This is a genomic window from Candidatus Marimicrobium litorale (assembly GCF_026262645.1).
Classification (GTDB): domain Bacteria; phylum Pseudomonadota; class Gammaproteobacteria; order Pseudomonadales; family Halieaceae; genus Marimicrobium; species Marimicrobium litorale.
In genome coordinates, this window is record NZ_SHNO01000001.1 from 757,050 (window position 1) to 771,083 (window position 14,034).

The 14,034-nt window shown below is 52.2% G+C and carries 11 protein-coding genes; 8 read left to right on the forward strand and 3 right to left on the reverse strand.

All coding sequences use genetic code 11. The features are described 5' to 3' along the window. Positions 1–17: 17 nt before the first annotated feature. From clpX to EYC82_RS03545, 5 genes are all read left to right on the forward strand, one after another. Positions 18–1,307, forward strand: coding sequence for an ATP-dependent Clp protease ATP-binding subunit ClpX (gene clpX / locus EYC82_RS03525; protein ID WP_279248168.1), 1,290 nt, complete (start codon positions 18–20; stop codon positions 1,305–1,307). A gap of 129 nt (positions 1,308–1,436) precedes the next feature. Next, positions 1,437–3,845, forward strand: a complete 2,409-nt coding sequence (gene lon / locus EYC82_RS03530; protein WP_279248169.1) for an endopeptidase La — start codon at positions 1,437–1,439, stop codon at positions 3,843–3,845. A 167-nt stretch (positions 3,846–4,012) separates the two neighbouring features. Further along, positions 4,013–4,348, forward strand: coding sequence for an HU family DNA-binding protein (locus EYC82_RS03535; RefSeq protein ID WP_279250645.1), 336 nt, complete (start codon positions 4,013–4,015; stop codon positions 4,346–4,348). A gap of 120 nt (positions 4,349–4,468) precedes the next feature. After that, positions 4,469–6,340: a SurA N-terminal domain-containing protein gene (locus tag EYC82_RS03540; protein ID WP_279248170.1), complete on the forward strand. Its 1,872-nt coding sequence runs from the start codon at positions 4,469–4,471 to the stop codon at positions 6,338–6,340. A 21-nt stretch (positions 6,341–6,361) separates the two neighbouring features. Continuing rightward, positions 6,362–7,549, forward strand: a complete 1,188-nt coding sequence (locus EYC82_RS03545; protein WP_279248171.1) for a phosphoglycerate dehydrogenase — start codon at positions 6,362–6,364, stop codon at positions 7,547–7,549. A 60-nt stretch (positions 7,550–7,609) separates the two neighbouring features. Here the strand turns inward: EYC82_RS03545 and EYC82_RS03550 are convergent, their stop codons facing one another. Next, positions 7,610–8,458: a hypothetical protein gene (locus EYC82_RS03550; RefSeq protein ID WP_279248172.1), complete on the reverse strand. Its 849-nt coding sequence runs from the start codon at positions 8,456–8,458 to the stop codon at positions 7,610–7,612. A gap of 74 nt (positions 8,459–8,532) precedes the next feature. Between EYC82_RS03550 and EYC82_RS03555 the strand changes: the two genes are divergently transcribed. Further along, the gene (locus tag EYC82_RS03555; protein WP_279248173.1) at positions 8,533–9,069 is read left to right on the forward strand and encodes a DUF1285 domain-containing protein; all 537 of its coding nucleotides are present in this window, start codon (positions 8,533–8,535) and stop codon (positions 9,067–9,069) included. A 59-nt stretch (positions 9,070–9,128) separates the two neighbouring features. On the opposite strand, the gene EYC82_RS03560 is transcribed toward EYC82_RS03555, so the two are convergent. Beyond that, positions 9,129–10,775, reverse strand: coding sequence for an electron transfer flavoprotein-ubiquinone oxidoreductase (locus EYC82_RS03560; RefSeq protein ID WP_279248174.1), 1,647 nt, complete (start codon positions 10,773–10,775; stop codon positions 9,129–9,131). Between the two features lie 277 nt (positions 10,776–11,052). Between EYC82_RS03560 and EYC82_RS03565 the strand changes: the two genes are divergently transcribed. Together EYC82_RS03565 and EYC82_RS03570 are read left to right on the forward strand one after the other, a co-directional pair. Beyond that, positions 11,053–11,805 carry an electron transfer flavoprotein subunit beta/FixA family protein gene (locus tag EYC82_RS03565; protein ID WP_279248175.1) on the forward strand — a complete coding sequence of 251 codons (753 nt, stop codon included), beginning with the start codon at positions 11,053–11,055 and terminating at the stop codon, positions 11,803–11,805. Continuing rightward, positions 11,802–12,731, forward strand: a complete 930-nt coding sequence (locus EYC82_RS03570) for an electron transfer flavoprotein subunit alpha/FixB family protein (protein WP_279248176.1) — start codon at positions 11,802–11,804, stop codon at positions 12,729–12,731. Before EYC82_RS03565 ends, EYC82_RS03570 begins: the two co-directional genes overlap by 4 nt. A 109-nt stretch (positions 12,732–12,840) precedes the next feature. Here EYC82_RS03570 and EYC82_RS03575 read toward each other — a convergent pair whose 3' ends face one another. Then, positions 12,841–14,013 (reverse strand): cation:proton antiporter, encoded by a 1,173-nt coding sequence (locus tag EYC82_RS03575; RefSeq protein ID WP_279248177.1) that lies wholly within the window; start codon positions 14,011–14,013, stop codon positions 12,841–12,843. Positions 14,014–14,034: the final 21 nt, after the last annotated feature.

The window sequence follows — 14,034 nt, forward strand, 5'->3', positions numbered from 1 at the left end:
GGGCGTAGGGCGTTCGGATGAGTGAAAACACCACCAGTTCAGGGGACGATGGCAGCAAGCTGCTGTATTGCTCTTTCTGCGGCAAAAGCCAGCACGAGGTGCGCAAGCTGATTGCAGGGCCTTCTGTGTTTATTTGCGACGAGTGTGTCGATCTATGCAACGACATCATTCGTGAAGAGGTGCAGGAAGGCGCCAGCAGTGAAAGCCAGGATCATCTCCCGGTTCCGCAGGAGATCAAGGGTATCCTCGATGACTATGTGATTGGGCAGCAGCGCGCCAAGAAGGTACTCGCTGTCGCCGTCTACAATCATTACAAGCGTTTGCGCCACGGCAAAGATCGAGATGATGTGGAGCTTGGAAAGAGCAACATACTGCTCGTGGGTCCGACCGGCAGTGGCAAAACGCTGCTCGCGGAAACCCTCGCGCGACTGCTTGACGTGCCGTTTACGATAGCCGATGCCACCACGCTGACAGAAGCCGGGTACGTCGGCGAAGATGTAGAAAACATCATTCAGAAGCTGCTGCAGAAATGCGACTACGACGTCGACAAGGCGCAGGTAGGCATTGTTTACATTGATGAAATAGACAAGATTTCTCGTAAATCGGACAACCCCTCAATTACTCGCGATGTCTCCGGTGAAGGTGTCCAGCAAGCCCTGCTCAAGCTCATTGAGGGGACAATTGCGTCGGTACCACCGCAGGGTGGGCGAAAGCATCCCCAGCAGGAATTTCTGCAGGTCGATACTTCCAACATTCTTTTTATCTGCGGCGGTGCGTTTGCCGGCCTGGAAAAAGTCATTCGCGATCGCTCTGAAAAGGGTGGCATTGGGTTCAGCGCTGAGGTCAAGAGCAAAGACGAGAAGCGAAATCTCGGAGAGCTACTGTCGAGACTGGAGCCTGAAGATCTGGTTCACTATGGCCTGATACCTGAGTTCGTTGGGCGACTGCCGGTCATAGCGACGCTGGAAGAGCTCGATGTTGACGCACTGGTCAAAATATTGACAGAGCCTAAAAACTCCCTGACCAAGCAGTACAGCAAGCTGTTTGAGATGGAAGGTGTGGAAGTCGATTTTCGGGAGGATGGGCTGCGCGCTATTGCCGAGAAGGGCATGGAACGCAAGACCGGGGCCCGCGGGTTGCGCTCTATTTTAGAGGGTGTTTTGTTGGAGTCCATGTACAACATTCCTTCTCTGGATGACGTTGGCAAGGTCGTTATCGACGAATCGGTGATACGCGGAGATTCAGAACCTCTGCTCGTGTTCCAGAACAGCGAACCGGCGGCCCGGGTAGCGTCTACAGACGAATAACGAGTCTCTCTCGAGGCGTTCTTCGCTCTGTAAAATACTCTCAGTAGGCGCACGGCCCCTTGAATTATTGGGTTAGCGCCTCCATATCAAGAATCTAGATTAATTGGATTCCACAGCCCGGAGATTTTTATGGGTTCTTCCTCGCTTATAACGTTACCTCTATTGCCGCTGCGCGATGTGGTGGTTTACCCCCATATGGTTCTGCCACTTTTTGTTGGGCGAGAAAAGTCTATAGAGGCTCTCGAGGACGCCATGGCAGACAGCAAGCAGGTGCTTCTGGTTGCGCAACGTAACCCCGCCGACGACAATCCCTCTGCAGACGGTATTTACCAAGTGGGGACGGTGTCAAACATTTTACAGCTGTTGAAATTGCCCGATGGAACGATAAAAGTTCTCGTTGAGGGCAGTTATCGAGCCGTTGTCGACAGCGTGGAAGAAGAAGGTGCATTTCTGCTGGCGGGCGTGCGGGAAATCCTCAATGAGGAAATCTCTGGCGCGGAGTCTGAAACCCTGCTGCGCTCGACCATCACTCAATTTGAGAAATATGTAAATCTAAGCAAGAAAGTGCCTGCGGAAGTGCTCACTTCTTTAACCGGCATCGATGAACCGGGGCGCCTGGCCGATACTATCGCCGCCCACATGAGCGTGTCCCTGGAGGAGAAGCAGAGCATTCTGGAGATGTCTGGTATTCGGGCGAGGCTCGAGCACCTGACGAGCCTAATGGATGCTGAAATTGACCTGTTCCAGGTTGAAAAACGTATCCGCGGGCGAGTCAAGAAGCAAATGGAAAAAAGCCAACGCGAGTACTACCTCAATGAGCAAATGAAGGCCATTCAGCGTGAGTTGGGGGATATGGACGAGGCACCCAATGAGATGGATGAGCTGCAGGAGCGTATCGAGCAAGCGAAAATGCCGGATGAGGCAAAGAGCAAAAGTTTAGCCGAATTGAATAAGCTCAAAATGATGTCGCCCATGTCAGCCGAGGCCTCGGTGGTGCGCAGCTATATCGACTGGATGGTCAGTGTACCCTGGGCCAAGCGCAGCAAGGTTAAGCACGATTTAAAGCGTGCGGCAGCAATTCTAGATGAAGATCACTACGGTCTCGAAGAGGTTAAAGATAGGATTCTCGAATACCTTGCCGTGCAGAAGCGAGTGCGCAAGGTTAAGGGCCCGGTCCTGTGCCTTGTCGGCCCGCCAGGTGTTGGCAAAACGTCACTGGGAGAATCACTGGCAAGGGCTACTAACCGAAAATTTGTACGCATGGCCCTCGGGGGCGTGCGTGACGAAGCCGAAATACGCGGACACCGTCGAACCTACATCGGCTCTATGCCGGGCAAATTATTGCAAAAGATGTCCAAGGCAGAGGTCAAAAACCCGCTATTCCTGTTGGATGAAATCGACAAAATGGGAATGGACCATCGTGGAGATCCTGCATCAGCTATGTTGGAAGTTTTGGATCCGGAGCAGAATCACGCATTTAACGATCACTACCTGGAGGTTGATTATGACCTGTCGGATGTAATGTTCATTTGTACGTCAAATACAATGAATATCCCTGCGCCACTGCTGGACCGGATGGAAGTGATACGTATTCCTGGCTACACAGAGGATGAGAAGCTCAACATCGCTGAGCGGTATCTTGTGCCCAAGCAATTAAAGCTGAACGGTTTGAAAGCAGGCGAAATCAGCCTTCCGGAAGACTCAGTACTCGATATCATTCGCTACTACACACGAGAGGCTGGGGTCCGAGCGCTGGAGAGGGAGATCGCCAAGGTCTGTCGCAAGATGGTCAAATCACTCACGGTAGACGAAGCACCTGCCGGTCAGGCAGTCACTCCGGTGATACTGGCTGACCTACTCGGCGTACGCAAGTACAACTACGGTATTGCAGAGGAGACAAACAAGATTGGCCAGGTGACCGGGCTTGCATGGACATCTGTAGGTGGGGAGTTACTTACTATCGAATCGGTGTCAGTGCCTGGTAAAGGACGTCATGTGCAAACTGGCTCCCTGGGCGATGTCATGCAGGAGTCGATTCAGGCCGCAACAACCGTGGTTCGAAGTCGTTCGCAAATGCTTGGCATTCCCGCGCATTATCACGAAAAGCACGATGTTCACATTCACGTGCCGGAAGGAGCGACGCCAAAGGATGGTCCAAGCGCTGGCGTTGCTATGTGCACCGCGCTGGTGTCTGTCCTTACAGGGATTCCCGTATTGTCCGAAGTGGCGATGACTGGCGAAATTACGCTTCGCGGCGAGGTTCTGCCCATCGGTGGTCTTAAAGAGAAATTATTGGCTGCACGGCGCGGCGGTATAAAGACTGTTCTCATTCCTAAAGAGAATGAAAGAGACCTGAAAGAAGTGCCGGATAATATAAAAGAGCACTTGAAAATATGCCCGGTTAAGTGGATCGATGAGGTGCTTGCACTAGCCCTTGAGTCGATGCCAGAGCCACTTAGCGACGAAGCGTTTCTGGACGGTAGTATGGCGGGAGGAGACGGTGACGCTGACGGTGCAAACCGAATAAATACACACTAACGCGGGCCCCTATTATTGACCGGTGATCGCGCTGTAGTATACAGTTTCAGGACCGGGCAACCGGGGGCCGGATTAGTCAGGAGGACGTGCAATCCGGCGTTCTATTGGCCAAAAAACGGCGGCTAGGGCTGGATTAATGCCGTCACCCGTGATACTTAAAGAGAGGTATCACTACTAGTAAGAAGCAACATACCACTTCTGCGGTAATAATCTTCGAGGGGAAGAATATGAATAAAACGGAACTAATCGACCAAATAGCTGAAGCAGCTGATTTGCCCAAAGCGTCCGCTGGCCGTGCACTGGACGCAGTGCTTGACACAATCACTAATCAGTTAAAAGCGAAGGAGCAGGTTTCCCTGGTTGGATTTGGCACCTTTTCGGTAAAAGAACGCAGTGCGCGCACCGGTCGCAATCCTCAGACGGGAGCGGCTATTGAAATTAAGGCCTCGACAGTTGCGAGTTTCAAAGCAGGGAAAGCATTGAAAGATTCGGTAAATTCCTGACATCACTGATGTAAGGGCACCCCTACCCGCGGGCTGAGCTGGTTCTCCGGTATCCCTGCGGACGGGCAAGAAAAGGCGCACTCCCGTGCGCTTTTTTTTTAGTTTTAGCGAGAGATAGCTATGTTACAAAGTATTCGTCAGTCTACTAAGGGCACCACGGCAAAAATTATTATTGGCTTGATTGTAATTTCGTTTGCGTTCTTCGGGATTCAATCCATTTTAGTGGATGGCGGTGGCAACGCAGTTGCAGAGGTGAACGGCGAGCCCGTATCCCCGAATGAGTTAAATCAGGCTGTATTAGCTCAGCAGCAGCGATTGATTTCAAGGTTCGGCGATCAGCTTGATCCATCGATGCTGGAAAGGAGTCGTATAGAGCCACGCGCACTGGATGAGCTCATCAACCGCAAATTGTTGGTGCAAGCAGCTGAGTCGATGCAACTTGCCATCTCTGAGCCAGAGATCGGGTCGATCGTTGCCGATATGGAGCAGTTTCAGGTCGACGGAGTATTCTCGCCTGAGCGTTACAAGATGATGATTTCGCAGGCTGGATACTCTCCCGGCTCCTACAAGTTATTGCTACGCAATGATTTATTAATCAATCAGATGAGCGCGGGATTGGCTGGCAGCGAATTTGTTACACAGGCGGAGATGGATATCTCTGCGAGTATCTTGGCTGAACAGCGCGATTTTAGTTACTTCACTATTCCGGGTGAAGCGATCGGCGACGCAGAAGCCGTCTCTGAAGCAGAAATTGAAAGTTACTACGCCGCCAACGAGACGCTGTTTCGCACGAAGGAGTCCGTAGACGTCGACTATATCGAGCTTGAAATCGATGATTTTCGCCAATCCGTTGAAGAGAGTGTTTTAAGAGAAGCCTATGAGCTGGGCCTGGAGGATGCAGTGCTACAGGACGAGAGCCGCGTCTCCCATATTTTATTTCAAGACAGTGGCGAAGCTGAGCTGCTGCAGCGCGTCGAGGATGCGCAGGATCGATTGGCGAAAGGAGAGGCTTTTGCGGTGTTAGCCGAGGATATTTCCGACGATGTGGGATCGGCGGATCGCGGTGGTGATCTTGGCTATACCAGTGGTGCGATGTTTCCCGATAATATGGAAGCAGCTATCGCCGCTCTGGAGCCAGGGTTTGTCTCGGAGCCTGTTGAAACGTCAGCTGGCACCCATCTGCTGCTGGTAACGGAGCGTAAGGCAGCAAAAGTCACAACGTTTGAGGAAATGCGTGCCGAGTTGGAGGAGCGTGTATCGGGGGAGGACGCTCGCTCGGAACTACTCCGAACGGTGGAAACATTGCGCGATCTTTCTTTCAATGCGGAAGACCTGGAAGGTCCGGCCGCTGATCTTGACTTACAGGTTCTGCGAGAGGAAGGGGTCATTCGTGGTGACGCCGACAGTCTGTTTGCCAGCGCCGCACTTAATGAAGCCGCCTTCTCGGATGATGTATTGGTGGCTGGGCATAACAGCGAGGTCTTCGAGCTATCAGGCGGACGGTTTGTTGTGCTGCGGGTGCGCAAGCACGATTTACCACAACTACTGCCCGTGGATACGTTTCGCGATCAGATTCTTGTCGCAGTTCAGCGGGAAAAAGCAATCGCTGAGATGACGCGGCAGGCTAGTGCCAGTCTGAAGTTATTGAGAGAAGGGGAAACAGTCTCTGACGTGGCACAGGCCCTTGGCTACGAGGTGCTTATAGAGCTTGGTGTAGACCGTAAAAATAGCGCCGCTCCTGTGGATGTTCTTTCCCATGCGTTTCAGATGGCGGCACCTTCAGGTGCCTCTGCCACGGTCGATTTTTTTATATCACCGGTTGGTAATGCCGTGGTTATCGAATTACAACGGGTTGAGCCCGGCAAACTTGCGATGCTACCAGAAGCCGAACGCACGCAATTGGGTCAGATGTTGACTAATGAGCAGGGGGGGGTGGTTTTTCGAGAGTTTCAACGCCAACTCCGAAATAATGCTGAAATTACCGCGCTGTAAATAGGCCGACCAGAGGATCACATGGCAAAACAGATTTTGACGCTGAACCAGATCTCCATGAAAGGGTTGGAGCGCCTGCCACGTAAAACGTATGAAATCGCGAGTGAATTCGCTGAACCGCACGCGATTCTGCTGAGAAGCCATAAACTGCTAGAGGCGGAAATACCAGAGTCTGTCCTAGCGATAGGCAGGGCAGGGGCGGGTGTAAATAATATTCCGGTTGACGCCTGCACTGCTCGCGGCATACCCGTATTCAATTCGCCAGGCGCTAACGCTAACGCCGTTAAGGAATTAGTCGCTACAGGCTTGTTGCTGGGCTCGAGGGGCATTGTAGAGGGCATCGGCTACGTCGAGTCGTTAGGGGATATGAATGACGGCGCCGAATTGAACAAAACACTGGAGGCGCAGAAGAAACAGTTCAAGGGAAGTGAGCTGGTGGGCAAGACCTTGGGTGTAGTAGGGCTTGGCGCCATAGGGTCGATGGTAGCGGAAATGGGTTTGACGCTCGGCATGGACGTAGTTGGTTTCGATCCGGCGCTGTCCGTTGAGGCGGCCTGGCGCTTGTCCAGCAGAGTGCGAAGGGCGGATAATCTAGCGGCGCTATTCTCTAAGTGTGACTATGTCAGTTTGCATCTCCCAGTGCTGGACTCCACTCGTGGTCTTGTTAATGCGGAATTATTGAAGACCATGCGAAGCGGTGCATGTTTGCTAAATTTCGCTCGTCAGGAAATCGTCGATGAGCCTTCAGTGATTGATGCGCTGGACAGCGGCTTGTTGCGCAAGTACATCGCAGACTTTCCCTCTCCTGCGTTAATCGGTAGAAATGATGTCGTCTTGATGCCCCATATTGGCGCGAGTACTGAGGAGGCCGAAGATAACTGTGCCATCATGGCGGCTGATCAACTGGTTGATTTTCTTGAGAATGGAAATATTCGTAATTCAGTTAACTTTCCTACTCTGCAGCTAGATCGTGTGAGCGGCTGCAGGCTTTCGCTCACAAATGAGAACGTTCCTAAAATTCTAGGCAGTGTGCTGTCCATACTGGCTGACGAGAATATTAATGTAATCGATATGTTGAACAAGAGCCGCGACGAAGTCGCGTACAACCTGATCGATATTGGCAACCAGCCTTCAAAGGCCGTGCTAAATAAAATGCATCAGTTGGAAGGCGTAATCAATGTGCGCCTGATTGGCGATTGTGCGTCCTGACTGCGATGAGCAACCGATTAATGGAAGTTATATCGTTATTTTTCGATGGGTCTGAGCACTTCACTGTGTATCGTCGTTCAACGTCTTGAGGTCCTCCGGGATATTGATATACATCTCTCGCTCCTCCGCGCTAAGCGCTGATGCTCCTTGCCACGGAAGCAGGCGCTGATCCGACTGTTGATGGAAATCCAAAAACGGATATTTGATAATATCAAAGTAAGGAGAGTAATCGAAATCGCTGGGCGTGCAGAGCTTGGGGTTGCGCATATAAAGCTGAAAGCCGCTGCCGGCCTCGCGCTTAACCAGCGGTAACAGCGGGAACTGGATGTGTCCGAACGCTTCGGCAATCATAGTAGAACAGACGGTCTGTGTGTTTTCTCCGGGTCGTTTGCTGAACAGACTGGATCGCCATTTCCTTGGCATAACTGTCCAGGGAAAGAGGAACCTGGCCAAGTCGAATATTTGCCGAACGTTGTAATCGTCTCCGAGTCGACTTATTACGTGCGACACCACTTTTTGACTGTCACTAAAGCCTAGCCCTCGCGGTCGGCAGATACGTAAATGTTCCCCCTCATAAACGGTTAGTGGCCGCACAACAGTACCCATGCCAAGCTCGCTTTCGATAATTAACTGCTTGTCGGGATTTCCAGTGTAGTGCTTTCCTAGCCGCTCTCTTAGCTGCGGATCCTCGATATCATGCAGTCGTCCGATATACATGAAAGCATGCGACCAGTTGCTCTGGGTGATAAGCTTAATCACATCGCTAACTCGTGAACGGCCTTCGACGAGAATGACATCACAGGGCTTTATCTCATGACGTACGCGTTCAAAATCGCTGAGGGGTGTGCGTGGCAGCGGTCGTTTATGTTTCAACCAGTTGACGACTGCATTGCTTATCCATTTCATCATGGTTTTTACTAAATTCTTTGCGATTATTGCTACAGTTATAGCCTAGCCAGAACATCGATACCAGAGGTTTGCGTATGAATGATGCCCTTGATTCTCTCGAGAGCCAAATTGGCAAGACGCGCGATTACGAGTCACCCCCATTGCATCTTTGGCATCCACCGCTCAGCGGTAATATTGCTATTCGTATAGCGAGCGATGGTACCTGGTTTCACGAGGGCAGCGTAATCAAGCGCAACGCATTAGTGAAGCTATTTGCCAGTATCTTGAGAAGAGAAGAGGATGGCAATTATTACCTCGTATCACCGCATGAAAAGTGGCGTATTCAGGTAGAGTCACATCCCCTGATTGTTACCGATTTTGACTGGTCAGAGGAGGGCGGTGAGCGGGTGCTGGTCGCAACCCTCAACATCGATAGACAGTGGACCGTGTCAACGGAGCATCCATTGCATTTCGACGACGTTGCCGGTGCGGTCACGATCACCATACCGCATGGCTTGACGGCCCTGAGCAATCGAGCCGCATGGTATCGCCTCATCGAGATGGCAGATGTGGAACAACATCATGCCGTGTTGCGTTCCGGACATTTCGAGCTGCGAATACCGCTGCAGTAGGCCGCGACGCCTAGACACGCGACCAGGAACAGGTAATAAAACGGGCTGGGGCAGGATCTCTACATGTTGGGGTAGTTTGGGCCACCAAACCCTTCAGGCGTTACCCATACGATATTTTGCGATGGATCTTTGATGTCACAGGTTTTGCAATGCACGCAGTTCTGGGCGTTGATCTGAAAGCGTGGCCCCGATTCTTCTTCTACAATCTCGTACACGCCAGCGGGGCAGTAGCGCTGGGCAGGCTCATCATAAAGAGGAAGGTTACGGGAGATAGGTATTTCCGGATCGATTAGCGTGAGGTGGCACGGCTGGTCCTCCTCGTGGTTGGTATTGGAGAGAAATACTGAAGATAGTTTGTCGAAACTAATTTTCCCGTCAGGCTTGGGGTAATCGATTTTTGGCATCTCAGCAGCTGGCTTCAGGCACTCGTAATCTGGAATCGGATCGCTCAGGGTAATAGGCAACTTGCCCTTGAAGATACCCTGATCAATGAATGCCAGCGCTGGTCCGATAAAGGTCCCAAACTTGTGCAGGTAGGCACCGAAGTTACGCCACTTGTGCAGTTCATCATTGAGCCATGACGTGTCGAAGCGTTTGGCGTAGGCGTTGAGATCACTTTTCCCCTCGGCGCCATCCGCGAGCGCTTCATAGAGCGTCTCGGCAGCCAGAGTGCCGGATTTCAGTGCGGTGTGCGTGCCCTTGATTCTGGCGAAGTTGAGGGTTCCTGCGTCATCCCCAACCAGCAGGCCACCGGGAAAGCTCATCTTGGGGCGAGACTTGGGGCCACCTTTAACGAGTGCGCGCGCGCCGTAGGAGATCCGTGTGCCGCCTTCAAGGTAGTGGCGAATTTTCGGGTGCTGCTTCCATTGCTGAAATTCATCAAAAGGCGAGAGATGAGGATTGTCGTAACTCAATGGCACCACGTAGCCAATAGCGATCTGGTTGTTATCACTGTGGTAGAGATAGGAGCCGGATGCTGTGCCTTTTGCCGCAGGCCACCCGGTAGTGTGAACGACCAGCCCTTCCTTGTGTTTGGCGGGCTCAATATCCCAAATTTCTTTGAAGCCGAGACCGTAATGCTGCGGGTCACAGCCCTTGTCCAGCTCGAACTTCTTTATAAGCTGCTTCCCGAGATGTCCGCGACAGCCTTCAGCGAATACCGTGTATTTCGCATGAAGCTCCATTCCGGGCATGTAGGAGTCCCTGTGGCTGCCATCGGCAGCGATACCCATGTCGCCAGTCGCGATACCTTTTACGCTTCCATCATCGTGATAAAGAATCTCTGACGCGGCAAACCCCGGGTATACCTCGACACCCATGGTTTCAGCCTGTTCTGCAAGCCAGCGGCAAACATTGCCAAGACTGATTACATAGTTTCCATCGTTATGGAAGCCCGGCGCAAGCATCAGAGGAATGCTTGCAGCGCCTTTGTCGCTGGTCATAAACAGTACCTGATCCTCGCTCACAGGAACGTTCAGGGGAGCTCCTCGCTCCTTCCAGTCTGGGAAGAGCTCGGCCATGGCTCGAGGGTCCATCACCGCACCAGATAATATGTGCGCGCCGACCTCGGAGCCTTTCTCGACGAGACAAACGCTAATTTCTTTCTCGTTTTCCTGCGCTAGCTGCATCAGACGACAGGCCGTACCGAGCCCCGCGGGACCGGCACCAACGATTACCACGTCAAATTCCATCGATTCACGTTCCACGGCGGTATCCTCTCGTCTCTGCCTGCTTGATAGCAGTATTTCCATGTCTGTTTAAAAGCGCCGCAAGTATATAATTTCTATGAGATAAAAACCAGATCAAGGCCTATTTCCCAGGGCGCCAGAGCTATCTAAACTCGGCCGTTGCAGTGGCGCGAGAGGCTATTGACCCAGAGCACAATTATGGGCAAGATGTGGCGCCGAAATGGTGTATGCACAACGATTTTTTTACGCTCATTTCAGCTATTTTTTACCCATCTGAAAAATCTATGGAGAATCCATGAAGGTTCTTGTTGCCGTGAAGCGTGTGGTTGACTACAACGTCAAGGTGCGCGCCAAAGCCGATGGCAGTGACGTCGATCTCAACAACGTCAAAATGGCCATCAACCCATTTTGTGAAATCGCTGTAGAGGAGGCAGTTCGCCTCAAGGAAGCGGGTATTGCGACGGAAGTCATTGCTGTGTCTATCGGCGATAAAAGCTGCCAGGAGCAAATACGAACCGCCCTCGCACTGGGTGCCGATCGCGGCATCCAGGTCGATGTAGAAACTGCTGCAGAGCCTCTTGTGGTGGCAAAGTTGCTCAAAGGCGTAGTCGATAAAGAGGCGCCTCAATTGGTTATATTGGGCAAGCAGTCTATCGACGGAGACAATAACCAGACAGGCCAAATGCTTGGCGCCCTGGCCAATATGCCACAGGGTACTTTTGCCTCTGAAGTGGTCATTGACGGTGACAAGGTCAATGTCACTCGTGAAGTCGATGGAGGCTTACAGACTGTATCGCTCACCTTGCCTGCTATTGTCACAACTGACCTGCGTCTCAACGAGCCGCGATACGCCTCGCTTCCCAACATCATGAAAGCGAAGAAAAAACAGCTGGATGTATACAGTGCAGATGACCTTGGCGTCACTGTAACGAAGCATCTCACTCAGGTGAAAGTAGTACCCCCGCCGGAGCGTCAGGAAGGCATAAAGGTTGCTGACGTGGACGAATTGGTTGATAAACTGAAGAACGAGGCGAAAGTAATATCATGAGCACGCTCGTAATTGCAGAACACGACAATAGTAGCCTGAAGGCCGCTACACTGAATACTGTCGCAGCAGCACAGCAGCTGGGCGGAGATATCGATATCCTTATTGCTGGAGCCGGTTGTGGTGATGTTGCAACGGCAGCAGCGGCCGTTCCGGGTGTAGGCAAGGTGCTCGTTGCGGATAACGCGGTTTATGAGCATCAGTTAGCTGAAAACGTCAGCCAGTTGGTCGCTGAAGTAGCAGCCGGATACGATAATGTGCTTGCCCCCGCCACACCCAATTGCAAGAACTTCATGCCTAGAGTTGCCGCCCTGTTGGATGTGGGCCAAATCTCAGACATTATTGCAGTTGATTCACCTGATACGTTTCAGCGGCCTATTTATGCCGGTAACGTCATTGCCACGGTGCAAAGCGCCGATGCAAAAAAAGTGATTACGGTGCGTACTACTGCGTTTGATGGTGTGCCCGCTGAGGGTGGCTCCGCAAGCGTCGAGTCGGTTGATTCAATCCATGATGCGGGTTTATCCTCATTCGTAAGCGAGGAGGTGGCGAAGTCTGATCGCCCTGAGCTGACCTCTGCTTCCGTCGTAATTTCAGGCGGGCGTGGCATGCAGAATGGCGAAAATTTCAAACTGCTGGATGGAATTGCCGACAAGCTAAACGCCGCTATCGGGGCGTCTCGTGCCGCAGTGGATGCAGGCTTTGTGTCTAACGACATGCAAGTCGGGCAAACTGGCAAGATTGTTGCTCCGGATCTCTATGTAGCGGTGGGAATTTCAGGGGCTATTCAGCATCTTGCGGGAATGAAGGACTCCAAGGTGATTGTGGCCATTAACAAGGACGAAGACGCGCCGATCTTTCAAGTCGCAGACTACGGTCTTGTCGCCGATCTCTTTGAGGCTCTGCCTGAGCTAGAATCCAAAATCTAGACCTGTAAATCCAGCGTACAGAGCCGGCCTCTTGGGCCGGCTTTTTTTTGCCTGCGGCCTGCACACCGCCGTGCGAAGTGAATGAGTGCGAAAGCCGTCGGGTTTGCGGTTAGTCTCTTCTCAGACGCTCCGAAATGGCGATGGGCGTGGGGTAGTTCAATACCACGATATAGGAGGAGATCAGCAAGGTAATAATTGTGGTCGCCTGAATAAGCAGTGACGCCTGTTCTGAGATGAGGGCGCCGCCGACCGCCACGTAGGCAATGAGGAGTGAAAATTCACTTGCCTGGCCCAAGCGAAAGCCGAGGTTCCAGGCGAGGCTTCGATGCTCGCTGACACCCTTTAGCAGGTAGCGGTAAGCGACCGGTTTCAGTGTCAATATCAATATTGAAAGCACCAGCGCCGGGGCCAGTACCTGCGCAAGGGCTCCGATATTGAACTGGGCTCCCACTGAAAAAAAGAACAAAATGAGGAAGAAATCACGCAGAGGCTTCAGGCTGACCGCAATGTATTGCGCGATCGGACTGGTGGCAATCGTAATGCCGGCAATAAAAGCGCCTATTTCCGCTGAGAGGCCCAGTAATACTGCAAGTTCAGCGAGCCCCAGGCACCAGCCCAGAGCCAACAGGAAAATATATTCGTGAAAACGGTCGAAACGCCGAATCAATGGCAGGAGCAGAAAACGCACGAAGAGCAGTGCCAGAGCGATGAGCAGGGGTAGGGCAAGTACTGTGTACAACAAGCTTGTCCCCATGCCTTCAGCGCCACCTGACGCGCTGAATAACGCCATTAAAATAAAAATTGCGAGCAGATCCTGGAGCAACAGCAGCCCAATCATCAGCTCTCCGATGTGGCGGTGATGCAGCACCGTTGTGGGCAGTAACTTTATGCCGATGATCGTAGATGAAAACATCATCGCGGCCCCGACGATGAGGCTATCCTGCAATGAATAACCAAAGAGGGCCGTCACGCCGAAGCCGGCCGCAACGAACAGAGCGGAGCTAGAGATAGCTACAACCGTCGATTTCCTCAGCGTTGCCCAAAGCGCCTGAGGTTGCATGTCCAGTCCAAGAAGGAAGAGCAAGAAAATAATGCCGACATGACCTATGTCTGAGAGCAATTTAGTGTCGGTTACCAATGACAATCCATAGGGCCCTATACAAGTGCCTAATGCGATATAGGCAATAATCAGTGGCTGCCGGGTATACAGCGCAATGGAGGCAAAGACGGCCGCCCCGGTAAAAATAAGGAAGAAGGAAAACGTAATGCTGCTAAATTCCATTGGCGCCAGGCTCCCGCCGGT

What these genes read in the sequence shown, in the direction of transcription:
- clpX (WP_279248168.1), top strand. Translation starts at nt 18, where the DNA reads ATGAGTGAAAACACCACCAGTTCAGGGGACGATGGCAGCAAGCTGCTG.
- EYC82_RS03545 (WP_279248171.1), top strand. Translation starts at nt 6,362, where the DNA reads ATGGCAAAACAGATTTTGACGCTGAACCAGATCTCCATGAAAGGGTTG.
- EYC82_RS03540 (WP_279248170.1), top strand. Translation starts at nt 4,469, where the DNA reads ATGTTACAAAGTATTCGTCAGTCTACTAAGGGCACCACGGCAAAAATT.
- EYC82_RS03570 (WP_279248176.1), top strand. Translation starts at nt 11,802, where the DNA reads ATGAGCACGCTCGTAATTGCAGAACACGACAATAGTAGCCTGAAGGCC.
- EYC82_RS03550 (WP_279248172.1), bottom strand. Translation starts at nt 8,458, where the DNA reads ATGATGAAATGGATAAGCAATGCAGTCGTCAACTGGTTGAAACATAAA.
- lon (WP_279248169.1), top strand. Translation starts at nt 1,437, where the DNA reads ATGGGTTCTTCCTCGCTTATAACGTTACCTCTATTGCCGCTGCGCGAT.
- EYC82_RS03575 (WP_279248177.1), bottom strand. Translation starts at nt 14,013, where the DNA reads ATGGAATTTAGCAGCATTACGTTTTCCTTCTTCCTTATTTTTACCGGG.
- EYC82_RS03555 (WP_279248173.1), top strand. Translation starts at nt 8,533, where the DNA reads ATGAATGATGCCCTTGATTCTCTCGAGAGCCAAATTGGCAAGACGCGC.
- EYC82_RS03565 (WP_279248175.1), top strand. Translation starts at nt 11,053, where the DNA reads ATGAAGGTTCTTGTTGCCGTGAAGCGTGTGGTTGACTACAACGTCAAG.